The sequence below is a fragment of the Sphingomonas sp. genome, assembly GCF_036402235.1.
In the GTDB taxonomy this organism is placed as follows: domain Bacteria; phylum Pseudomonadota; class Alphaproteobacteria; order Sphingomonadales; family Sphingomonadaceae; genus Sphingomonas.
In genome coordinates this window covers 21742-43217 of the sequence record NZ_DASWTG010000062.1, presented here as the reverse complement: position 1 = coordinate 43217, position 21476 = coordinate 21742, and the positions used below count along the sequence as shown (strand labels likewise).

The window sequence follows — 21476 nt, the reverse complement described above, 5'->3', positions numbered from 1 at the left end:
CGGCCCCTCCGTCGTCGCGTCGCGACGCCACCTCCCCCGGAGGGGGAGGAATGGATTCAATGGAAGCTCACCTCCCAGAACGCCATCGCGGCGTGGACGGTAAGCATCAGCAGTGGGATTGTCGCCAACGTGAAGAGGGTGAAGCGCAGCATGACGCGGTTGATCGTCGCCTGCACCAGGCTGTGGGCGACGCGCAGGACGACATAGGCCCAGGCGATCGTGGCGTTGGCGCCATCGCCCTGACCCATCAGCGCGAGCGTCAGGCAGATCGCGTAGAAGATCGTCGGCTGTTCCATCAGGTGGTTGTAATTGTCCGCGGGCCATTGGCTCCTGGGGGGGACGATCTGCTTGAGATCAGGGCCGGTGCCGCCGGTGAGCTTGCCGATATCGATCTTGGCGGCCTTCATCGCCGGGATGCGGCGCGCATAGAGCCACACCCACATCACCAGCGACCAGCCGACCAGCACGATCACCGGTCCCAGAATTTGTGCCTGCATCGATTGTCCTCCCCGAAATCGTGCAGGCGAAGCTGCACCAGTATGCGCCGCTTGGAAAGATTTCGTTTCAAAACGCATAGGGCATGGAAACTGGCAGACGGCGCACGATATAGGGCGCCTGTCCGCTGGCAGGGGGAGTGGAATGAAGCGCGCATCCATCGTCATCGCCGCCGCGGCGATCATCGTCACCCTCGCGATGGGCGTGCGCCAGGCGTTCGGCCTGTTCCTCCCCGACATGAGCGTCAGCCTCGGCATCGGCCGGTCGAGCTTCGGCCTCGCGCTGGCGCTGCAGAATTTGCTGTTCGGCCTCGTCCAGCCCTTTGTCGGCGCATTGGGCGACAAGCATGGCGCGGGACGCGTCGTCGCGGCCGGCACGCTCGTCTATATCGCGGGCCTGATCGGCGCCTCGCTGGCGACCAGCGCGATCGGGCTGCACCTCTCATTCGGTGTGCTGATCGGCATGGCGTTGTCGGCCACCACCTTCGTCGTGGTGCTCGGTGCGGTCGGACGCGCGGTGCCGCCCGAGAAGCGCAGCATGGCGTTCGGCATCGTCACCGCGGGCGGATCGCTCGGCCAGTTCCTGCTCGTGCCGACCGGCCAGCTGCTGATCGGCGAGCTGGGCTGGCGGATGGCGCTGGTGGCGATGGCCGGGATCGTCGCGGTGATGCTGGTGCTGGCGATCGGCGTTGCGGGCAAGCCCGCCGTGCAGGCCGCCACTGGTGATGCGCCAGGCCAGTCGCTCAAGGAAGCGTTGCGCGAGGCCGTGGGGCATCGCGGATTCTGGCTGCTCAACGCCGGTTTCTTCGTCTGCGGATTCCACATCGCATTCATCGCGACGCATTTCCCCGCCTATCTCACCGACAAGGGGCTTGGCCTGTCGATCGGCGCCAACGCGCTGGCGCTCGTCGGGCTGTTCAACATCTTCGGCTCGTATCTGTTCGGCATGTGGGGCGACAAGCGCAGCAAGAAATACCTGCTGAGCGGCCTCTATGCGGCGCGCAGCGTGGTGATGATCGCCTTCCTGGCGCTGCCGCTGACGCCGTTCACCGCGCTCGCCTTCGCCGCGGCGATGGGCTTTCTGTGGCTCGGCACCGTGCCGCTCACCAGCGGGCTGATCGGGCAGATCTTCGGCATCCGCTATCTCTCGACGCTGTATGGGATCGTGTTCCTGAGCCATCAGGTCGGCAGCTTCTTCGGCGCGTGGAGCGCGGGGCTGATGTTCGATCTGACAGGAAGCTACGACAGCATCTGGGCGGCTTCGGTCGTGCTCGGCTTCATGGCCGCGTTGGTGCACATGCCGATCCCGGACCGGCCGGTGCAGCGCCTGCGCGAGGCGGCAGCATGAAGGCGCTAGGCGTCATCTTGCTGGCGACCGTGCTGGCCGGCGGCTGGTGGCTGTGGCAGGCGGCCGGTCCCGATGTGCTGCTCGGCGCGCTGATCCAGTGGTGCGGCTAATGCACCCTTCCATTCATCCCCTATTCAACGGTATGGATCAGATATTGCGATAACGTCCCATTTGGTGGGTGAGTGCCGCAATGGGGGAGTGAAGGCGCGATGCGATACAGGGCAGCGGGACTTGCGGTGTTGCTTCTCGTCGCGGGCCATATGGCGAGTGCGCAGGAGCGTTCCGGGAATGATGTGACGGTGACGGGGCAGCGCATGCCTGGCGCCGAGGCACCGCGATCCGCGACCTGCGAGGCGCTGGCGCGCGACCCCTTCTTTCGAGCCCAGCTCGATGCGGCGAAGGGCGATCCCTTCATGGCGCCGCGCATCCTGCTGCCTACGCGGTTGCCGCGGAACCCGAACTATGCCGCGCCGCCAAAGGTGCCCGCCGGTTCACCGCTGCCCGATCTCACAAAGTCCCGGTTTGGCGTGATCGACCCGGTCTATAGCCCGGAGGGGCCGGCGACGCAGTTCCCGGACGTCACCGAGGCGGTCGCGGCGGCGAACGACACTTCGGTTGCGGACCGGGAAGTGGGGCAATCGATGAACCGCGATGCCGCGATCGGCGCGTGCCGCGCGGCCTTCAGCCGCGGCAGTAGCGTCGGCGCGGGCGGCCGTGCGATGATCGCACGCCGGGACGAGACGCTGCCGATGGCCTTCGCGCTGTTCGATCAGGGCCGCTATCCCGAATCCCTCGAATGGTTTCGCAAGGCCGAGCAGAAGCTGCAGCTCAACGAAGGCGGGGACGAGGCGGCGCTGTTCATCGGCAAGCTCAATCTGCAGGGCCTGGGGAACAAGTCCGATCCGATCGAGGGCGTCAGATGGCTGCGGAAGGCGGCGGAGGCGCCGTTCAATGCCGTGCTGGAAACCCCGGTCTTCGATCCGTTGCAGCCCGACCGGAACACCGCGGTGGGCGAAGCGGCGGTGATGCTCGGCAATATCTATCGCGCGGGGTTCGGGCCGGTGGCGAGGAACCCGGAGGAGGCGCGGAAATGGTATGAGCGCGCCTATGATGTAGGGCATATCGCCGCGGCCAAGGTGATCGGCGACCTTTATTACGCCGGCACCGGCATGCCGCGCGACGCGAAGAAGGCGATGTCCTGGTATCGCAAGGGCGCCGCTTTCGGCCATGCGAGCGCGCAGTTCGCGCTGGCCGAGCTGCTCTATGCCGGTGACGAGGGCGTGCCGGTGGACAAGAAGACGGCGTTCACCTGGTACAAGGCTGCGGCCCGGGCCGAGCATCCGGGTGCGCTCTATGCGCTCGCCCGCGCCTATGATTTGGGCGAGGAAACCGCGCCCGACCCCAAGCGTGCGATCGTGCTCTACAAGGGCGCGGCGCTGCTCGGCGATCCGGCAGCGCAGGTGGCGATCGGCACCTATTTCTACGAAGGCAAGCAGCTCGCCAAGGACGATGCGACCGCGCGGCGCTGGTTCGAGGCGGCCGCGAAGCAGGGCGATCGCGACGGGATGTTCAACCTTGCCGCGATGATGGTACGCGGCGAAGGCGGCGCCAGGGACGTGCCGCACGCCTGGTCGTGGCTGCACGCGGCGGCGCGGGCGGGCCATTCCGCCGCGCCTCGGGCGCTTGCCGCGCTCGAGCAGCGGATGACGGCTCCGGAGCGGCAGGCCGTCGCAGCGATGCGTGGGGGGCGCTAGGCCGGGCTGACTGCCGGCGCACCGGCCTCTCGCTCGCTGCCGAGCGCGTGCTGGCCGAGCGCGGTCACCAGCAGCGCGAGCACCGCGGCCGCGACCGAGACCCAGAAGCCGTTCTGCGCGCCGAACTTGTCGACCACCCAGCCGGCGACGAACGCCCCCAGCGCCATGCCGATGCCGATCCCGGTCATCACCCAAGTCACGCCTTCGGTCAGCACCTCGGGCGGGACGCGCCGCTCGACAAGGCCGAAGGCGGTGATGAAGGTGGGCGAGACCGCGACGCCGCTGACGAAGATCGCTACGGCGAGCGCGGGTACGCTGCCGACCAGCAGCAAGGGCAGGGTGGTGAGCAACAATATGGCGAGCACCACCAGCAGCTGGCGATGCAGCGCAAAGCGCAGGTTGAGCGCGCCGAGGATCAGCCCGACGACGAACGAACCGATCGCATAGACGCCGATCACCAGGCTGGCCGCGCCCGGCTGGCCCAGGTCACGGGTCAGTGCGACGGTGGTGACTTCGGCCGTCGCGAAGATCGATCCGACGAAGATCAGCGCGAGGGTGACGAGCTGCACCGGGCGCAGCAGGATGGCGGAGCGGTGCGGCCCTCCCTCGACAGCGCGTACCCGGGGTTCGGTGGCGCGCTGGAGCACGAAGGCGGCCATCCCGCCGGCGAGCAGCAGGGTCGAGACCAGCACGCCCGCTTCGGGGAAGAGCGCGACGCTGAGGCCCACCGAGAGCGAGGCGCCCGCGATATAGACGAGCTCGTCTGCCACCGATTCAAAGGCGGATGCGGTGTTGAGCTCGGGCCTGTCGCGGAAGATCTCGGTCCAGCGCGCGCGGACCATCGCCGGCATGCTGGGCATCGCGGCGGCGGCGAGCGCGGAGGCGAACAGCGACCAGGCCGGCCAGTCGAAGCGCGTGGCGAGCATCAGCAGCGTGAAGGCGAGGACCGCGACGGTCGTGGCCGGCACCAGCAGGCGGCTCTGCCCGTAACGGTCGACCAGCCGCGAAATCTGCGGCGCGGCGAAGGCGTTGGTCAGCGTGAAGGTCGCGGCGACCGCGCCAGCCAGCCAGTAGCCGCTGCCCGATTGCGCCATCATCGTCACGATACCGATCGGCGCCATCGCGATGGGCAGGCGGGCGACGAACCCGGCGGCGGCAAAGCCCTTCGTCCCCGGAGCGCGGAAAATCTCGCGATAGGCTGCGAACATGGCTCGAACTCTCATCACTGGATATGCAGGTCTTCACGACTTACATACATCTCGTATGCGAGCAGGTGGTGACATACGCTCCGTATGTCAATGCACTGCTCGGGATTTTTTCGAGGATAAGATGTCGCGCCGATCGCGCCCGGAAATGATCGCCGAAACCCGCGCAAAGCTGATCGCGGCCGCGCGCAAGGCATTTGCCGAACATGGCTATGCCGAAGCGTCGATGGACGATCTGACCGCGGCGGCCGGGCTGACGCGCGGTGCGCTCTACCATCATTTCGGCAGCAAGCAGGGGCTGCTGGAAGCGGTGATCGCACAGATTGATGCCGAGATGGCGGAGCGGCTGGCGGCGATCACCGCCGCGGCCACCAGCCGCTGGGACGGGCTGGTGCTGGAGAATATCGGCTATGTCGAGCTTGCGCTGGAGCCCGAGGTGCAGCGGATCATGCTGCGTGATGGCCCGGCCGTGCTGGGCGATCCCGCGAGCTGGCCGAGCGCGCTGGCCTGCATCGCATCGATCCGCGGCCATATCGAGCAGTTGCAGGGCGATGGGGTGGTGCGCGCCGAGATCGACGCCGAGGCGGCGGCACGGATGATCTCCGGCGCATCGACCGACGCGGCGATGTGGATCGCCAATTCCTCCGATCCGGCTGCCACCTCACGCCGCGCGATTCCGGCTTTCAAGGCGATGCTGGAGGGGCTGCTGCGCCGCGATTGAGCGTCAGTGGCGCGCCCGCGTCCAGCGATGCGCCAGACAGCGAGCGATCAGGAAGAGCGCCAGTATGGCGGCGAGCCCGAGCAGCAGATGCTCGATAAGCCGCAGCTCGCCCAGCACGAATTCCATGCTGTTGCCAAGGGCATAGCCGAGACCGGTGAAGGAATTGGCCCAGATGAACGACGCGATCGCGTTGAGGACCGCGAAACGCGCCCCGCTGATCGCGGTCGTGCCGATCGCAAGCGGGCTGATCGCCTGAAATCCGGGGATGAAGTGATAGCCGAACACGAAACCGCTGGGGTGCCGCTCGAACAAAGATTTGGCGCGTGCAAAGCTCGGCCGTGCCATCATCCGCCGGACAAAGCGGTAGTTGCGCAGGCTGCGGCCCAGAAAGAAGAATCCCTGGCTCGACGAGAAGGCGGCGATCGATCCCGCGCCGACCGCCCCGGCCGCCGACACGACGTCCTGGTGGACGAGGACGCCGCCCATCGCCACCGCCAGCTCGCCCTGGAACAACGCGCTGACGAGGATCGCGAGCGCCCCATATTCAGCGAGGAAGGATTCCATCGGCGGCCCCCGTGCTTCGCGCGATCTAGCGTTCCATAAGCCGCGGCATCAGCTCGACGAAGTTGCAGGGCTTGTGGCGGCTGTCGAGCTGGTGGGCGAGAATGCCCTCCCACCCGTCGCGCACCGCGCCGGTCGAGCCGGGAAGCGCGAAGATATAGGTCCCACGTGCGACGCAGGCGGTGGCGCGCGACTGGATCGTGGAGGTGCCGATCTTGGCGTAGCTCAGGAACCGGAACAGCTCGCCAAAGCCCGGGATCATCTTGTCGGCGACGCGTTCCAATGCCTCGGGCGTCACGTCGCGGCCGGTAACCCCCGTGCCGCCTGTCGTGATCACGCAATCCACTTGGGGATCGTCGATCCAGGCGTGGAGTTTGCCGACGATAAGATCAGGGTCGTCGGCGACGATCGCGCGGTCGGCGAGCGCGTGGCCGGCGCCTGTGAACAATTCGACCAGCGCGTCGCCGGACTTGTCGTTCTCATGCGTGCGGGTGTCGGAGACGGTGAGCACCGCGATCCGCACTGGGCGGAACGCGGCTTCGGGGTCAATTGGCACTGACGGTGCTCGCCACGCTGGCGGTCGAAGCCTGCATGCGCACCGCGCCGCCGCCATTGCGGCCCGGTACCTTGGGCCACAGCCCCTGCGCGATCGCCGACCGGCTCGCGCTGTCGCGGCCGTCATTCTTCTCGTACATCCAATAGTTGCGCAGCACGGTCATCACGTAGCCGCGCGTCTCCCAATAGGGGATGCTCTCGATATAGAGCAAAGGATCGCCATTATCGCGGATCTGGTAATTCCAGTTGGTCACCGGCGTCGGCCCCGCATTGTATGCCGCGATCACCTTGGGCAGCAGGCCGCCGGTGAAGCTCTGGTCGCGCAGCTGCTCGATATAGGACTGGCCGACTTCCATGTTGGTCGAGGGGCGCGAGAGATCGCTGCGGCCGATGGTGACGCCGCGGCGCCGGCTCACGTCCATCGCCGCGCCGCTCTTGATCTGCATCAGGCCATAGGCGCCCGCGGGGCTCTCGATCGTGCGGTTGAAGCGCGATTCCTGGAGCGTGTGGGCGAACACCAGCGACTTGTCGATGCGCCAGCCGCCATCGGGGGTCCAGTCGGGCGCGGGATAGCGCGCTTCCTCGAGCGGGCTCGCGCCCGGCGGGCAGTTATGGGTCAGCCAGAGCTGCGTCGCGGGCAGCGCGAGCTGCGCGGCGAGGCGGGTCAGCGCGGCATGCTCTCGCGCGTCGCCGATCTTCGCCTGGTGCCGGATCACGTCGGAGGCGAGATTGTCCTCGCCGATCTCGACCAGCGCGGCGGCGACGCGGACGTTAGGGCGGCGCTCGATCGCCTTCCAGTCCGACGACACGAACTTCTCGGGTCGCGATGGCGCTTCCTTCATGCCCAGCGCCTGACGCGCGAGCAGGCCGTAGAAGGTCTCGCTGTGCTGCGCGGCATTCCTGAGCCGCGCGCTGACAAGGTCGGGGCGGCCGCATGCCATGTCGGCGCGTGAGGCCCAATAGAGGCCGGCGGTGCGCTTCTCGGTATCCGCGGCGCGCTGCGCGACCGAGGTGAAGGCCGCCTGAGCCGCGGCGCAATCCTTCTGCCGCCACGCGGCGAGGCCCTGGACCCAGTCGGCGAGTGGGGCGAATTCGCCGCTGCCCGCCTGCGCCTTGGCGGCGACGCGGCGTGCATCGGCATCGCGGCCGGTGGTATAGTACATCCAGGCGACGCGCTGGCGCCATTCGGTGAGGACTTCGGGCGACAGCTCCGGGCCGCGCGTCTCGATCAGCGTTTCGGCACCGGAGGCGTCGTCGGCCTTGATCAGCGGCTGCATCGCCAGCACGACCTGCATCGCGGCGGCGTCGGAGGCGGGGGTGGTCTTGTAGCGGACGCGCGCGGGGGCGGCATTGTGCCACACCATGCGCTGGGCGACGGGGAGTGAAGGAAGCTCGATCGCGCCGCGGGTGCGGGCGAGGCGGGCGAGCTGCTCGGCCTGGGGAAGCTCGGGTGCTTCGTTAAGCACGGCCAGCAGCTGCGGCAGCTCGGCCTTGGGAGAGCCCTTGGCGAGATAAAGCTCGGCGCGCGCGGTGGCGTGGAGCAAACCGGGGCGCATCGCGTCGAGGCGGAGCTGCGCGTCGGCCCAACGCGCTTCGCGGATTGCGGCGAAGACCGCGCGATAGGCCTCGCGCTCCGACCGGTCGAGCTGCGCCGGGACGCCATCGCTGTCCTCGCGCTTCTCGAAGCGTTCGGCCGCCTTCTCGTCGGCGGCGTGCGCGACGGCGGGCAGGGTCAGCGCGATTGCGGTGGCGGCGAACAGGATACGCGGGTTCACTAGGCTTGCCCCTCGAGAAGCAACTGCAGGTCTTTCCAGGCGTCGGCCTTCGCCGCGGGCCTGGTCAGCAGGAACCGCGGATGGAAGGTCGCGACCATCAGCGATTGTCCATTCTCTTGGTTAACGGATTGTAAACGACCCCGCTGCAGGCCGCCATCACTCCCAATAACCGCACGGCTCACCGTCTGACCCAGCAACAACAACCTTTTCGGCGCGGTAAGGCTGATATGATGGCGGAGCAGCTCGCCGAGCCGATCTTCGGCTTCACGCGGGACCGATCCGGTGATCGGTCGTGCGGCGCAGAGCGGGGCAAAATAGACGGAGTCGCGGTCGAGGCCGATCGCGGCCAGCATCCGGTCGAACAGCCGTCCGGCGGGACCGGAGAGCAGCGATGGCGCGCCCCCCTCCGATTCGGGGAAGTCCGTGACCACCATCAGCGGCGCCGCCGGGTTCCCGGTCGGGGGCACGATCGGCTCGACCCAGTTCGATTCGGGCGCGCCGCTGCCGAAGCGCCAGTCGATGAATGCCTCGAGCGTGGCGGGAAGCGGGATTTCAGGTTCGGGTTCGGCGAACGCCACCGGCTGGGGGGCGCCCGACGCTACGGCAGGCGCGGCCTCCCGCGCAGTCCAGTCGCGCGGTTCCTCGTCCACGAGCATGTCCACGCCCGCGTCGCGCCACCATTCCAGCGCGCTGGCGGCTTCGGCCCGCCAATCCACAACCCCCGCAATACCCATGCGTTTCACAGAGTCATGCCTTGACGCCACCGTCAATCTACCGCCATCGGGGGAGGGACAGGACGCGCCGCAGATGCGACGACATGTGCAGGACGAGTCCCCGAGGGGAGACGAAGAGTGAGCGAACGCGAGTCGATGCCATACGACGTCGTGATCGTCGGAGCCGGGCCTGCGGGCCTTTCCGCCGCGATCCGGCTGAAGCAGCTTGCCGCCGAGGCGGGCGGCGAGATCAGCGTGTGCATCCTCGAGAAAGGGTCCGAGGTCGGCGCACACATCCTGTCGGGCGCGGTGATCGATCCCAGGGCGCTCGATGAGCTGCTGCCCGAATGGCGCGAGCAGGGCTGCCCGCTGGCGCAGGTGCCGGTGAACGACAACCAGCACTGGCTGTTGTCCAAGAAAGGCAAGTGGGACGTGCCCCACTTCATCATGCCCGGCTTCATGCACAACAAGGGCACCTATACCGGCAGCCTCGGCAACCTCTGCCGCTGGCTGGCCGAGCAGGCCGAGGGACTGGGGGTCGAGATCTTCCCGGGCTTCGCGGCCGCGGAAATCCTCTACAATGAGGACGGGTCGGTGAAGGGCGTCGCGACCGGCGACATGGGCGTGGCGCGCGACGGCACGCACAAGCCCGACTATCAGCCGGGCCTCGAGCTTCACGCACGCTATACCTTCTTCGGCGAGGGCGTGCGCGGGCATCTCTCCAAGCAGCTCCAGCGCCAGTTCAACCTGTGCGAGGGCGTCGAGCCGCAGATCTACGGCATCGGCATCAAGGAGCTGTGGGACATCGACCCCGCGTTGCACGAGCCGGGCCGGGTGATCCACACCCAGGGCTGGCCCTTGAACGAGACGCGCGGATCGAACGGCGGCGGGTTCCTGTACCACCAGGCCAACGGGCAGGTGGCGCTCGGATTCGTGACCTGGCTCAACTACACCAACCCCTATCTCTCGCCATTCCACGAGATGCAGCGCTGGAAGACCCACCCGGCGATCGCGGAGATCCTGAAGGGAGGCAAGCGTGTCTCCTACGGCGCGCGCGCGATCAGCGACGGCGGGCTGCAGTCGATCCCCAAGCTGACCTTCCCCGGCGGCGTGCTGATCGGCGACAGCGCGGGCTTCCTCAACGTGCCGCGGATCAAGGGCACGCATGGTGCGATGAAGAGCGGCATGATGGCGGCCGAGGCGGCTTTCGCGGCGGTGCAGGCTGACCGCTCGGGCGACGAGCTGACCGCCTATCCGGAGGCGTTCCGCGAGAGCTGGCTCCACAAGGAGCTGAGCGTCGTCCGCAACGTGGTCCCGCTGGTCAAGAAGTTCGGCGACCTGATCGGGTCGGGCCTGGCCAACGTCACCATGTTCCTCGAGAGCTGGGGCATCAAGATGCCCTTCACCATGGGCCACAAGCCCGATCATGAGAGCCTGTGGCGCAAGGACCTGGTCCAGCCGATCAACTATCCCAAGCCCGACGGCGTGCTGAGCTTCGACCGCCTCTCCTCGGTGTTCCTGTCGAACACCAATCACGAGGAGGATCAGCCGATCCACCTGACGCTCAAGGATCCTGACATCCCGGTCGAATATGATCTGCCCATGTACGACGAGCCGGCGCAGCGTTATTGTCCGGCGGGCGTCTACGAGATCGTGGGCGAGGCGGAAGGGATGCCGAAGTTCGTGATCAACGCGCAGAATTGCGTCCACTGCAAGACGTGCGACATCAAGGACCCGACCCAGAACATCAACTGGGTGGTGCCCGAGGGCGGCGGAGGACCGAATTATCCCAACATGTAGGCGCCTGATCGTTCCGCTGGCCCCGTTCGGACTGGTTTTTGCCGGGCTGGTGCTTCCCAGCGCCGCGCTGGCCGATGCGCGCGCCTATGTCCGCGCACGGGCGGCGGCGGAGCAGGGGGCGGTGGACGTGGCCGCGGCGGGCTATGCCACCGCGATGGCGGCCGCGCCCGGCGACGAGGTGATCGCGATCCGCGCCTATCGCAACGCGCTGGCGGCGGGGGACATGGCGCTCGCCCAGCGCGCTGCCGCCATATTGACGCGATCCGATGTCGCGCCGGCGGACGTCTCGGTCCTCGATTTCTCCGAAGCGCTACGCCGGCGGGACATGGCGGCGGCGGACGATGCGCTGGGGAGGATCGGCGCCGGACCGCTCGATTTCCTGGCGCCGGTGCTGCGCGCGTGGCTCGCCTTCGATCGCGGCGTCGATCCGATGCCGCTGTTCGACAAGGCGAACGAGAGCGGGCTGAGTCGCCGCTATATCGCTGAGCATCGCGCGCTGCTGCTGATCGCGTCGAACCGCACCGAGGACGGGGTTGCAGCCCTGCGCGCGGCGGTTGGCGCCGATCCCGGCAGCATCGATCTGCGCTGGAACGCGGCGACGTTGCTGGCCGCGAAGGGCAAGCGCGACATCGCATTGTCGCTGCTCGCCGGTGACGATCCAGTGCTGTCGCGGTTGCGTGCGCGTCTGAAGAAGGCGCCGAAGCCCAGCGCGATGTTCGGGGCGAGCCGCGCGTTCACCCGGCTCGCTGCGGACCTTGCGGGCCAGGAAACCCAGGCGTTGTCGATCCTGCTTACCCGCTCGGCATTGCTGCTCGACCCCGCCGACGACCGCGCACGGCTGTTGCTCGCCGAAGCGCTGGCGGGAGAGCGAGCCTATGAGCGTGCACTCGGCGCGCTCGATGCGGTGAAGAAGGACAGCGCCTTCTTCCCTGCCGCGCTGAGCGAGCGTGTCGCCGTGCGCAGCAAGCGCGGCGACGTGGCGGGCGCGCTGGCGCTCGCGGCCTCGCTGGCCAATGCGCCCGGCGCGAGCGTGGCCGACCTGCAGCGCTACGCCGATCTGCTCGTCGAGCAGGGCCGGGAGGCAGAAGGGGCGGAGGTCTTTGCCAGGGCGCTGGCGCGGGCGGGCGATCAGGCGACCTGGATCAACCACCTTCAGCTCGGCGGCGCGCTTGAGCGCGCGGGGAAATGGGACGCCGCATTGCCGCATTTGCGAAAGGCTGTGGAGCTTGCGCCCGAGCAGCCGGTGGCGCTCAACTATCTGGGCTATGCGCAGATCGAGCGCGGCGAGAATCTGGCCGAGGCGGCGGCGCTGCTGGAACGCGCGAGCAAGTTGCGGCCCGACGATGCGGCGATCACCGATTCGCTCGGCTGGGCCTATTTCCGCCAGGGCGATGTCGCGAAGGCGCTGCCCTTGCTGGAGCGGGCCGCGCAGGGCGAGCCGGGCAGCGCGACGATCAACGAGCATCTTGGCGACGCCTATTGGAAGATCGGGCGGCGGTTCGAGGCGCGCTATGCGTGGAGCGCAGCCGCGATCTATGCCGAGGGCGAGCAGAAGTCCCGGCTGTCGGTCAAGCTTGCCGACGGCCTGGAAACACGCGCGCCCGGCCAGAGGACCGCGGCAAACTGACCCTGACCGAGCCTGCACCGGCCAAGCTCAACCTGGCGCTGCACGTGCGGCGGCGGCGGGAGGATGGGTATCACGAGCTGGAGACGCTGTTCGCCTTTGTCGCGGATGGAGACACGGTGACCCTGAGCGAGGGCGAGGGTTTCGAGGTGGACGGCCCATTTGCGAGCGAGCTGGCGGGGAAGGGCGACAATCTGGTGACGCGCGCCGCCGAACGCTTTGCCGAGGCTTTCGATGTGGAGGCGCGGGGTCGCATCACGCTGACCAAGCGGTTGCCCGTCGCCTCGGGGCTGGGCGGCGGATCGGCCGATGCCGCCGCCACTCTGCGGCTGCTCGCCCGGCGCCACGGCATCGCCCTCGCCGATCCCCGGCTGTTCGCCTGCGCCGATGCGCTGGGCTCGGACGTGCCCGCCTGTCTCTACAGCCGGACCGCGATCGGGCGCGGGCGTGGTGAGCGGCTAGAGCCGGTGGAGGGCGCTCCGGGGATGCCGGTGCTGCTGGTCAATCCGGGCGTTGCCGTCTCCACGGCGGAAGTGTTCCGCCGTTGGGACGGGATCGATCGCGGTGCGCTGGGCGCGAGCGATCTGCTCGCGACGGCACGGGCGGGGCGCAACGATCTCGAGCCGCCCGCACGGGCGATCGCCCCGGTCATCGGCGACGTGCTCGCATTGCTCGCAGCGCAGCCGGGAGTTGCTCTCGTCCGCATGTCCGGATCGGGCGCGACCTGCTTCGCCCTGTTCGACAAGCCCGCAGCCCGGGGTGCGGCCGCCGCGGCCGTGAGGGCCGGCCATCCCGGCTGGTGGCGTCTCGAAACGGCACTGTCGTGACAGTTTTCTGTGCCATTTTGATGCAGAAGGGAACGCCGGTGTCAGCTCCCCTCTGGGGCGGTGGAATTGGCCCCGGACTTGCTTTGGTCTGCATGCGGGTCAGGCGCCGGGAGCGAAACGCCCGTGGATGGCCCCCGCTCGCTTCGGCGGGCGGGCGCTATCCTCGCCATCAGGGCCAGCGGCCATGATCGGCTGGCAACTCCATGACCATATCGCGATCCTGACGCTCGATCGCGGCGGCGCGCGCAACGCCATTCCAATCACCGGATGGGAGGCACTGGCCGCTGCTGCCGCAGAGATCGCCGCCTCGGAAGCGCGGGCGGTGATTCTGCGTTCGGCCATGCCGGGTGTCTTTTCCGCTGGCGCGGATCTCGCCGAATTCCGCGATCTCGTCGTTCAGCCGGCCCTGCGCGTCCGTTTCCGGGAGGCGATGGCGGCGGCGATCGAGGCGGTGGCGGCGCTTCCGATGCCAGTGATCGCCGCGGTCGATGGCGGCTGTTTCGGCGCTGCGGTGGCGGTGACGCTGGCATGCGATATCGTGCTGGCGGGCGACGCCGCTGTGTTCGCGACAACGCCTGCCAAACTCGGCCTGACCTATCCTGCGGGCGACGTCGTCCGGCTGAGCGCACGGGTGGGCGAGGGGCAGGCGGGGCTGATGTTGTTCACCGGCACGCGGATCGACGCCGACGAGGCGGCGCGGATCGGGCTGGCGCATCGCCGCGTCGCGCACGCCCAGCCTGTCGCGCACGAGCTCGCCAACGCGATCGCCGCGAATGTGCCTGAGGCGGTGCGCGCGCTCAAAGCGGTGCTGCGCGATCCGGCGGGCGCAGCGCATGTCCGGGCGTTCGACGATGCCTTTGGTTCAGCCGCCTTCTCGGCCCGCCTCCACGGGTTTCTGGAGGGCAAGAGATGAGCGTCGCGCATTTCATCGACGGTGCCGCGGATGTGCTGATCCTGTGCGATCATGCGTCCAACGCCGTGCCCGATGGCGTTGATCTGGGGATCGAACCCGGGTTGCTCGACAAGCACATCGCCGTCGATATCGGCGCCGCGGCGGTGAGCGAAGCGCTCGCCGGGCAACTCGGCGCCCCGGCGATCCTCGCCACCGTTTCGCGGCTGGTGATCGATCTCAACCGCGAGCCGGACAGCGCCGGGCTGATCCCGCATGTCAGCGACGGGCACGCGATCCACGGCAATGGCGGAGTGGATCGCGGCGGGCGCATCGCACGCTTTCATGCCCCCTATCACCGCGCCATCGCCGACGCGATCCGGACGCGCCGTCCGAAGCTGCTGATCTCGGTCCACAGCTTCACCCCGCGCCTGGAGCAGCATGACGGCCCGGAGCGGCCGTGGGAGATCGGCATCCTCTACAACCGCGATACGCGCGCAGCGCGGGTCGGCATCGGCCTTCTTGAGACGGCGGGAGTCGTCACCGGCGACAATCAGCCCTATTCTGGCCGCTTGCTCAACGCGACGATGAACCGGCATGCGGAGGCGAACGGCATCCCTTATCTCGGCATCGAGATCCGCAACGACCTGATCGGCGATGCTGCCGGTGTTGCGCATTGGGCGCAGCTTCTGGCTTCGATAGTAAAAGACGTGCGCAACAGACTTGCGCGAACGGGGCCTCCGGCGACATAGGCGTTCGCGCCATGACCAATCGTTTCGACAAGTCCCGCCTGCCGTCGCGCCACGTGTCCGTCGGTCCCGAGCGTGCCCCGCACCGCAGCTACTATTATGCCATGGGGATTTCCGAGGAGGATATCGCCAAGCCCTTCGTCGCGCTCGCCAGCGCCGGCAACGACAGCGCGCCGTGCAACACCACGCTCGACGCGCAGGCGGATGCCGCGCGCAAGGGCGTGATCGACAATGGCGGCATGCCACGCCGCTTCAATACGATCACCGTTACCGACGGCATTGCGATGGGCCATCAGGGGATGAAGTCCTCGCTGGTCAGCCGCGAGGTGATCGCGGATTCGGTCGAGCTGTCGGTGCGCGGCCATTGCTATGATGCGCTGGTCGGCTTTGCGGGCTGCGACAAGTCGCTGCCCGGGATGATGATGGCGATGCTGCGCCTGAACATTCCGTCGATCTTCGTCTATGGCGGTTCGATCCTGCCCGGCCGCTACCAGGACCGCGACGTCACCGTGGTCGACGTGTTCGAGGTGGTCGGCAAGTTCGCCGCCGGCACCTGCCCGATCAGCGAAGTCCATGCGCTCGAGAAGGTCGCGTGCCCCGGCCACGGTGCGTGCGGCGGGCAGTACACCGCCAATACCATGGCGTGCGTCGGAGAGGCGATCGGGCTTTCATTGCCCAACAGCAACATGGTGCCGGCACCTTACACCAGCCGCGAGCAGATCGCGGTCGCCGCGGGCTATCAGGTGATGGAACTGCTCGAGCGCAACATCCGCCCGCGCGACATCTGCACGCGCGAAGCCTTCATCAACGCCGCGCGCATCGTCGCCGCCACCGGCGGATCGACCAACGGCGCGCTGCATCTTCCCGCCATGGCGAGCGAGGCGGGCATCGATTTCGACTTGTTCGACGTTGCCGAAGTATTCAAATCAACGCCTTATGCGGCTGATCTGAAACCTGGTGGCAAGTATGTCGCGAAGGACATGTACGAAGCCGGCGGCGTCTACATGCTGATGAAATCGATGCTCGCGAACGGGCTGCTGTACGGCGATTGCATGACCGTGACCGGCAAGACGCTGGGCGAGAATATCGATCAGGTGACCTGGAACCCCGACCAGAAGGTGATCTACGACGTCAAGACGCCGATCACCCCTACCGGCGGGGTGGTCGGGCTGCGCGGCACGCTGGCGCCCAACGGCGCGATCGTGAAGGTCGCGGGCATGAGCCGGTTGATCTTTGAAGGGCCGGCGCGTTGCTTCGATTGCGAGGAGGACGCGTTCGAGGCGGTCGAGAAGCGGGAGATCCAGGAGGGTGAGGTCGTCATCATCCGCTACGAAGGCCCCAAGGGCGGCCCCGGCATGCGCGAGATGCTGTCGACCACCGCGGCACTCTATGGCCTGGGCATGGGCGAGAAGGTCGCGCTGATCACCGACGGGCGCTTCTCGGGCGCGACGCGCGGCTTCTGCATCGGCCATGTCGGTCCGGAGGCGGCGGAGGGCGGCCCGATCGCGCTGGTCGAGGATGGCGACACGATCCGCATCGATGCCGAGGCGGGGACGATCGACCTGCTCGTGGCCGAGGAGGTGCTCGCCGAACGCCGATCGCGCTGGCAACCGCGCGAGAATGCGTATCAATCCGGGGCATTGTGGCGCTATGCGCAGAATGTCGGACCTGCCTATAAGGGTGCGGTGACGCATCCGGGGGCGAAGTCCGAAAAGCATGTCTACGCCGATATCTAAGACGCTGGCGGTGAGCGCGGCCCTGCTGTCGCTCACCGCCTGTGGCACCAAGGTCGAGACCGACGCCGAGCGTGCGCAGCGCGAGAAGGCGGACCTCGCGCGCGCCGAGGCGGAGGGGCGCATCCCATGCGCGACCGGTGGTGCGGCGGAGTTCACCACGGGCTGCACGATCGAGCGCGGGCGCACGCAGGACGGGCTGATCCTGACCATCCGACACCCCGATGGCGGATTCCACCGCCTGCGCGTCACCACCGACGGGCGGGGCGTCGTCGCGGCGGATGGGGCGCGGCAGGCGACGGTGTCGGTCGTCGGCGACGGGACGATCGAGGTGGCGATCGATGATGCGCGCTATCGCCTGCCGGCGACAGTGAAGGGGAAGTAGAAAGTTCGTTCACGCAAAGGCGCGAAGACGCGAAGAGGTCTCGCCCAGCGCGAAGCGCCCGAATTCCACCAAACGCTGCGCCAAGCGGAATGAGCGGAAAATTGTGAGCCGCTGACGCGGCGGCGCCGCCTCTTCGCGTCTTCGCGCCTTCGCGTGAACAAATTTCTTTCTTCTGGGAATGCACGACCATGCGGGACCCCGATTTGCACCTCGCCCACTTTCCTCCTATCTCGACCGGGTCAGAGGGCCGGGCGGCCGCGTCCCCGGATCAAGTCCGGGGCCGAGGAAAGTCCGGGCTCCACGGAAACACGGTGCCGGGTAACGCCCGGCGGCTTCGGCTTCGGCCGCGGTCAGGGAAAGTGCCACAGAGAGCAGACCGCTCACCGTCCTTCGGGGCAGGAGCAAGGGTGAAAGGGTGCGGCAAGAGCGCACCGCGCGACCGGCAACGGAAGCGGCACGGCAAACCCCACCGGGAGCAAGATCGAATAGGGGCCGCATATGGGGTGTTCCGTCCCGCGGCCCGGGTTGATTGCTTGACCCCGGACGCAAGTCCGGGGCTAGAGGAATGGCCGCCCATCGCGTGCACCTCTCGCCAGGGAAAGGGCCGCGTGGACAGAACCCGGCTTACAGGCCCTCTGGCACTTTCGTTGTGGACGCGGACGAGCTAGTTCCGCCGCCATGCATATTCTTCTGACAGGCTCGTCCGGCTGGCTCGGCCGCTATCTCGCGCCCATGCTTCGTGAGGCAGGGCACCGCGTCACCGGCCTTGACGTCGCGCCGGGCGCGGATACCGCCGTGATCGGCACGGTTGCCGATGCCCGGCTGATCGAGCGCGTCTTCGGCGAGCAGGGAGTCGAGGCGGTCATTCATGGCGGCGCACTGCACAAGCCCGATATCGCGCGCTATTCGAAGCAGGCCTTTGTCGACGTCAACGTTACCGGAACGCTGAACCTGCTCGAGGCCGCGGTGCGCGCTGGGCATGACCGCTTCGTCTTCACCTCCACCACCTCGCTGATGATCAGCCAGGCGATCCGCGACGAGGCGGGCGACGCCGCGGTGTGGCTCGACGAGGACAGCGGCCCGATCGAGCCGCGCAACATCTACGGCGTCACCAAATACGCCGCCGAGCAGCTCTGCCGCCTGTTCCACGCCGAGCATGGCCTGAGCAGCATCGTCCTGCGCACCGGCCGTTTCTTCCCCGAGGAGGACGACACCCACAGCCACCCGCCGGGCGAGAACCTCAAGGCCAATGAGTTCCTGCATCGCCGCCTGACGGTCGAAGATGCCGCGCGCGCGCATCTCGCGGCGCTGGAGAAGGCGCCGGAGGTCGGCTTCGGCACCTATATCGTCTCCGCGCCGACGCCGTTTACGCGCGCGGACGTGGCGAAGCTCAAGCACGATGCCGCCGCAGTGATCGCGCGCGCGTTTCCCGAAGCGCCGGACCTCTACGCGGCGCGCGGCTGGGTGCTGCCAGAGCGCATCGGGCGGGTCTATGACAGCGGACGGATCACGCGCGAGCTGGGTTTCCGCTTCGAGACGGGCTTTCCCGAGATCCTTGCCGCCCTGCGCGACGGGTCCCCGCTGCCCTTCGAGCATGACGCGGATTATGTCTCGCCGAAAGAGGTAGCCTGATCGCCCCGATCGCTCGCTTGTAGGAGGTTCCGGACAGGCGTAGCATCGCGCGATGATCGCGTGGTTCCGCCGCCGCTATCTGGACCTTCTCTGCTCGATATACATCTATAACGAGCATCGCGGTTACACGAGCATCGATCGCGTGCTGGAGGCGGTGCGCGCGCGCTCCCCCGACGATCACGCGCTGATCGCCGCGATCGAGAAGCATCGTGCCGACGAGCACAAGCACTATGCGATGTTCAAGCGCTGGTTCGAGCTGCGGGGCGAGATGCCGCTTAGGGTCGATCGTACCTGCGGCCATATCGATCGCTTCGTCGAGATCATGTTCCGCCGGACGATCGACGATCTCGACACCAACGCCGTGATCGCGCGCGACGAACTGTTCGAGAAACTATGCCGCGTGATCTCGCTCACCGAGCAGCGCGGCTTTCGCCAGGTCGAGATCCTGCTGCGCCACCCGCTGGTGCGCCACGACCGCGCGCTGGTGCGCATCTTCGAGGTGATCCATCGCGACGAGCCGAGCCATTGGGCACCCTATGACGGCTGGCTCAAGGCTCATGGCAAGCGCGACCCGCGATGGTGGGAGCGCGCGATCGACGGATTCATCCATTCCGAGCTGCTGTTCTTCAAGCTGCCGGTCCTGTTTCTGAACCCGTGGCTGAAACGGCGGGACGAGTGGGCGGATTCGCAGGAGATTTCACTGCGCGGGACGATGTGAATAGCTCAGTACGCGCCGCATTTCCCATCGCGCGCCCGTCTTGCGCCATACCACCGCGTACCGTGCATCGCCGTCCAGCCGTTCGGCTGCCTGTCCCTGCTTTGCGTAGAAGCGGTGGACGCCGGTCACGATCGCACCATGGCCCGGCACCGGATCGACCGCGACGCTATCCGCGACGACCTCGCGCCGCACATGCAGCCCCGGCGTCCCGCACGGGCCCTTCATCAGCGATAGCACCACGGCATCCCGGCCCTGCGTCAGTCCGGTCTTGTCATGATAGAATTCGATGTCCGCGGCGAGCAGCTTGCCCATCGCCTCCGCATCGCATTGATTGAAGGCGCGCCAGAACGCCGCGTCGGCTGCCAGGACGCTATCCTCTGCGGGAGGAGCGCCGGCGACCGACAGAGCGAGAGCGGCGATCATGTTCACTGGGATGCTCATAGAGCTGTATTATTTTAATAATACAGTGAGGGCAACGCCCAACTCCAGCTTCGCGCACGAAAATGCCGCCTGCGCTTGCTCCGGCGCAACAAAGGCGTAAGTGGGCGGCATCATGTCCAGCAGACCGCTCACCCTGTACGAGAAGATCTGGGCCGCGCACGTCGTGGAGCGCCGCGACGACGGCACGTGCCTCATCTATATCGACCGCCACCTCGTCCACGAAGTCACCAGCCCGCAGGCGTTCGAGGGGCTTCGTGCCAATGGCCGGCGCGTGCGGCGGCCCGATCTCACGCTCGCCGTGCCCGACCACAACCTGCCGACCACGCCGCGCGTCGACGCCGCAGGCAACCGCCTGCCGATCGCCGATCCGCAGAGCGCAGAGCAGCTCGCCGCGCTCGAGCGCAATGTCGCCGAGTTCGGCATCGACTATTTCGGCGCGACCGCGGCCGAGCAGGGCATCGTCCATGTCGTCGGGCCCGAACAGGGCTTCACGCTTCCCGGCACCACGCTCGTCTGCGGTGACAGCCACACCTCAGCGCATGGCGCGCTGGGGGCGTTGGCGTTCGGCATCGGCACCAGCGAGGTCGAGCATGTCCTCGCCACCCAGACGCTGCTGCTCGCCCAGTCCAAGACGATGGAGATCCGCGTCGACGGCACGCTCGGCTTCGGCGTCTCGGCCAAGGACGTCGTCCTCGCGATCATCGGCAAGACCGGTGCGGCGGGCGGCACCGGCTATGTCGTCGAATATACCGGCGATGTGATCCGCGGCCTTTCGATCGAGGGGCGGCTGACCGTCAGCAACATGTCGATCGAGGGCGGCGCACGGTCGGGCCTGATCGCGCCCGACGAGAAGACCTTCGCCTATCTCAAGGGCCGCCCGATGGCGCCCAGGGGCGAGCAATGGGAGCAGGCGGTGGCGTGGTGGAAGACGCTGCCGACCGATCCAGGCGCGGTTTACGACCGCGTCGTCACGCTCAACGGCAGCGATATCGCGCCCTCGCTCACCTGGGGCACCAGCCCCGAGGATGTGGTGCCGATCACCGGCGTGGTCCCTGACCCCGAGAGCTTCGCCGATCCCGCCAAGCGCGTCGCGGCGCAGAAATCGCTCGACTATATGGGCCTGAAGCCCGGCACGCGGATGCAGGACATCGCGGTCGAGAACATCTTCATCGGCAGCTGCACCAACAGCCGCATCGAGGACCTGCGCGCGGCGGCGGATGTGGTGAGGGGCCGCCATGTCGCCGACGGCATCCGTCAGGCGCTGATCGTGCCCGGCTCGGGGCTGGTCAAGCGCCAGGCCGAGGCCGAGGGGCTGGATCGCATCTTCCTGGAGGCCGGGTTCGAATGGCGCGAGCCGGGCTGCTCGATGTGCCTGGCGATGAATCCGGACAAGGTGCCGGCCGGCGAACGCTGCGCTTCCACTTCCAACCGGAATTTCGTAGGAAGGCAGGGTCCGGGGGCTCGGACCCACCTCGTCTCACCCGCAATGGCGGCGGCGGCGGCGGTGACGGGACGGCTCACCGACGTGCGTGACCTTGTAGGGGGATGACCA

The 21476-nt window shown here is 67.7% G+C and carries 20 protein-coding genes and 1 other RNA gene; 14 read left to right on the top strand and 7 right to left on the bottom strand.

All coding sequences use genetic code 11. The features are described from left to right. Positions 1 to 56: 56 nt before the first annotated feature. Positions 57 to 497 carry an MAPEG family protein gene (locus VGD28_RS13315; protein WP_331028831.1) on the bottom strand — a complete coding sequence of 147 codons (441 nt, stop codon included), beginning with the start codon at positions 495 to 497 and terminating at the stop codon, positions 57 to 59. A 142-nt stretch (positions 498 to 639) separates the two neighbouring features. Here VGD28_RS13315 and VGD28_RS13310 point away from each other — a divergent pair, with 142 nt between their 5' ends. Both VGD28_RS13310 and VGD28_RS13305 read left to right on the top strand, forming a co-directional pair. Beyond that, positions 640 to 1842 carry an MFS transporter gene (locus VGD28_RS13310; RefSeq protein ID WP_331028830.1) on the top strand — a complete coding sequence of 401 codons (1203 nt, stop codon included), beginning with the start codon at positions 640 to 642 and terminating at the stop codon, positions 1840 to 1842. 209 nt (positions 1843 to 2051) lie between these two features. Next, positions 2052 to 3596, top strand: a complete 1545-nt coding sequence (locus VGD28_RS13305; RefSeq protein ID WP_331028829.1) for a tetratricopeptide repeat protein — start codon at positions 2052 to 2054, stop codon at positions 3594 to 3596. Here VGD28_RS13305 and VGD28_RS13300 read toward each other — a convergent pair. Then, positions 3593 to 4804, bottom strand: coding sequence for an MFS transporter (locus VGD28_RS13300; protein WP_331028828.1), 1212 nt, complete (start codon positions 4802 to 4804; stop codon positions 3593 to 3595). The genes VGD28_RS13305 and VGD28_RS13300 overlap by 4 nt on opposite strands. A 145-nt stretch (positions 4805 to 4949) precedes the next feature. Between VGD28_RS13300 and VGD28_RS13295 the strand changes: the two genes are divergently transcribed. Further along, positions 4950 to 5522: a helix-turn-helix domain-containing protein gene (locus VGD28_RS13295; protein WP_331028827.1), complete on the top strand. Its 573-nt coding sequence runs from the start codon at positions 4950 to 4952 to the stop codon at positions 5520 to 5522. Between the two features lie 3 nt (positions 5523 to 5525). Here the strand turns inward: VGD28_RS13295 and VGD28_RS13290 are convergent, their stop codons facing one another. Genes VGD28_RS13290 through VGD28_RS13275 form a run of 4 tightly spaced genes read right to left on the bottom strand, consistent with a single transcriptional unit; the run spans position 5526 to position 9147 of the window. Beyond that, positions 5526 to 6086, bottom strand: coding sequence for a DedA family protein (locus VGD28_RS13290; protein ID WP_331028826.1), 561 nt, complete (start codon positions 6084 to 6086; stop codon positions 5526 to 5528). Positions 6087 to 6111: 25 nt separating this feature from the next. Next, complete coding sequence (gene moaB / locus VGD28_RS13285) at positions 6112 to 6639, bottom strand: molybdenum cofactor biosynthesis protein B (RefSeq protein ID WP_331028825.1); 528 nt, start codon at positions 6637 to 6639, stop codon at positions 6112 to 6114. Further along, on the bottom strand, positions 6629 to 8413 hold the full coding sequence (locus VGD28_RS13280; protein WP_331028824.1) for a lytic transglycosylase domain-containing protein: 1785 nt from the start codon (positions 8411 to 8413) through the stop codon (positions 6629 to 6631). Before VGD28_RS13280 ends, moaB begins: the two co-directional genes overlap by 11 nt. Next, positions 8413 to 9147: a uracil-DNA glycosylase gene (locus tag VGD28_RS13275; protein ID WP_331028833.1), complete on the bottom strand. Its 735-nt coding sequence runs from the start codon at positions 9145 to 9147 to the stop codon at positions 8413 to 8415. Before VGD28_RS13275 ends, VGD28_RS13280 begins: the two co-directional genes overlap by 1 nt. A 117-nt stretch (positions 9148 to 9264) precedes the next feature. On the opposite strand from VGD28_RS13275, the gene VGD28_RS13270 reads away from it, so the two are divergent. The 10 genes from VGD28_RS13270 to VGD28_RS13225 all read left to right on the top strand — a co-directional run bounded on the left by VGD28_RS13270 (position 9265) and on the right by VGD28_RS13225 (position 19483). After that, on the top strand, positions 9265 to 10926 hold the full coding sequence (locus tag VGD28_RS13270) for an electron transfer flavoprotein-ubiquinone oxidoreductase (protein WP_331028823.1): 1662 nt from the start codon (positions 9265 to 9267) through the stop codon (positions 10924 to 10926). 49 nt (positions 10927 to 10975) lie between these two features. Then, on the top strand, positions 10976 to 12553 hold the full coding sequence (locus tag VGD28_RS13265; protein ID WP_331028822.1) for a tetratricopeptide repeat protein: 1578 nt from the start codon (positions 10976 to 10978) through the stop codon (positions 12551 to 12553). After that, positions 12550 to 13377, top strand: a complete 828-nt coding sequence (locus VGD28_RS13260) for a 4-(cytidine 5'-diphospho)-2-C-methyl-D-erythritol kinase (RefSeq protein WP_331028832.1) — start codon at positions 12550 to 12552, stop codon at positions 13375 to 13377. The genes VGD28_RS13265 and VGD28_RS13260 overlap by 4 nt, the downstream gene beginning before the upstream one ends. Before the next feature lie 184 nt (positions 13378 to 13561). Beyond that, positions 13562 to 14290 carry an enoyl-CoA hydratase/isomerase family protein gene (locus VGD28_RS13255; RefSeq protein WP_331028821.1) on the top strand — a complete coding sequence of 243 codons (729 nt, stop codon included), beginning with the start codon at positions 13562 to 13564 and terminating at the stop codon, positions 14288 to 14290. Next, a complete protein-coding gene (locus VGD28_RS13250) occupies positions 14287 to 15018 on the top strand; it encodes an N-formylglutamate amidohydrolase (protein WP_331028820.1) in 732 nt (243 codons plus the stop codon). The genes VGD28_RS13255 and VGD28_RS13250 overlap by 4 nt, the downstream gene beginning before the upstream one ends. Positions 15019 to 15029: 11 nt before the next feature. Next, positions 15030 to 16751: a dihydroxy-acid dehydratase gene (ilvD, locus tag VGD28_RS13245; protein WP_331028819.1), complete on the top strand. Its 1722-nt coding sequence runs from the start codon at positions 15030 to 15032 to the stop codon at positions 16749 to 16751. Then, entirely contained in the window at positions 16732 to 17133 is a 402-nt protein-coding gene (locus VGD28_RS13240) for a hypothetical protein (RefSeq protein WP_331028818.1), read from the top strand. The genes ilvD and VGD28_RS13240 overlap by 20 nt, the downstream gene beginning before the upstream one ends. Before the next feature lie 239 nt (positions 17134 to 17372). Further along, positions 17373 to 17776: RNase P RNA component class A (gene rnpB, locus VGD28_RS13235), an RNA gene on the top strand. A 35-nt stretch (positions 17777 to 17811) separates the two neighbouring features. Further along, positions 17812 to 18765, top strand: coding sequence for an NAD(P)-dependent oxidoreductase (locus VGD28_RS13230; protein WP_331028817.1), 954 nt, complete (start codon positions 17812 to 17814; stop codon positions 18763 to 18765). 52 nt (positions 18766 to 18817) lie between these two features. Beyond that, the gene (locus VGD28_RS13225) at positions 18818 to 19483 is read left to right on the top strand and encodes a ferritin-like domain-containing protein (RefSeq protein ID WP_331028816.1); all 666 of its coding nucleotides are present in this window, start codon (positions 18818 to 18820) and stop codon (positions 19481 to 19483) included. Here VGD28_RS13225 and VGD28_RS13220 read toward each other — a convergent pair. Next, the gene (locus VGD28_RS13220) at positions 19463 to 19924 is read right to left on the bottom strand and encodes a nuclear transport factor 2 family protein (protein ID WP_331028815.1); all 462 of its coding nucleotides are present in this window, start codon (positions 19922 to 19924) and stop codon (positions 19463 to 19465) included. The genes VGD28_RS13225 and VGD28_RS13220 overlap by 21 nt on opposite strands. A gap of 112 nt (positions 19925 to 20036) precedes the next feature. On the opposite strand from VGD28_RS13220, the gene leuC reads away from it, so the two are divergent. Next, positions 20037 to 21473: a 3-isopropylmalate dehydratase large subunit gene (leuC, locus tag VGD28_RS13215; protein ID WP_331028814.1), complete on the top strand. Its 1437-nt coding sequence runs from the start codon at positions 20037 to 20039 to the stop codon at positions 21471 to 21473. Positions 21474 to 21476: the final 3 nt, after the last annotated feature.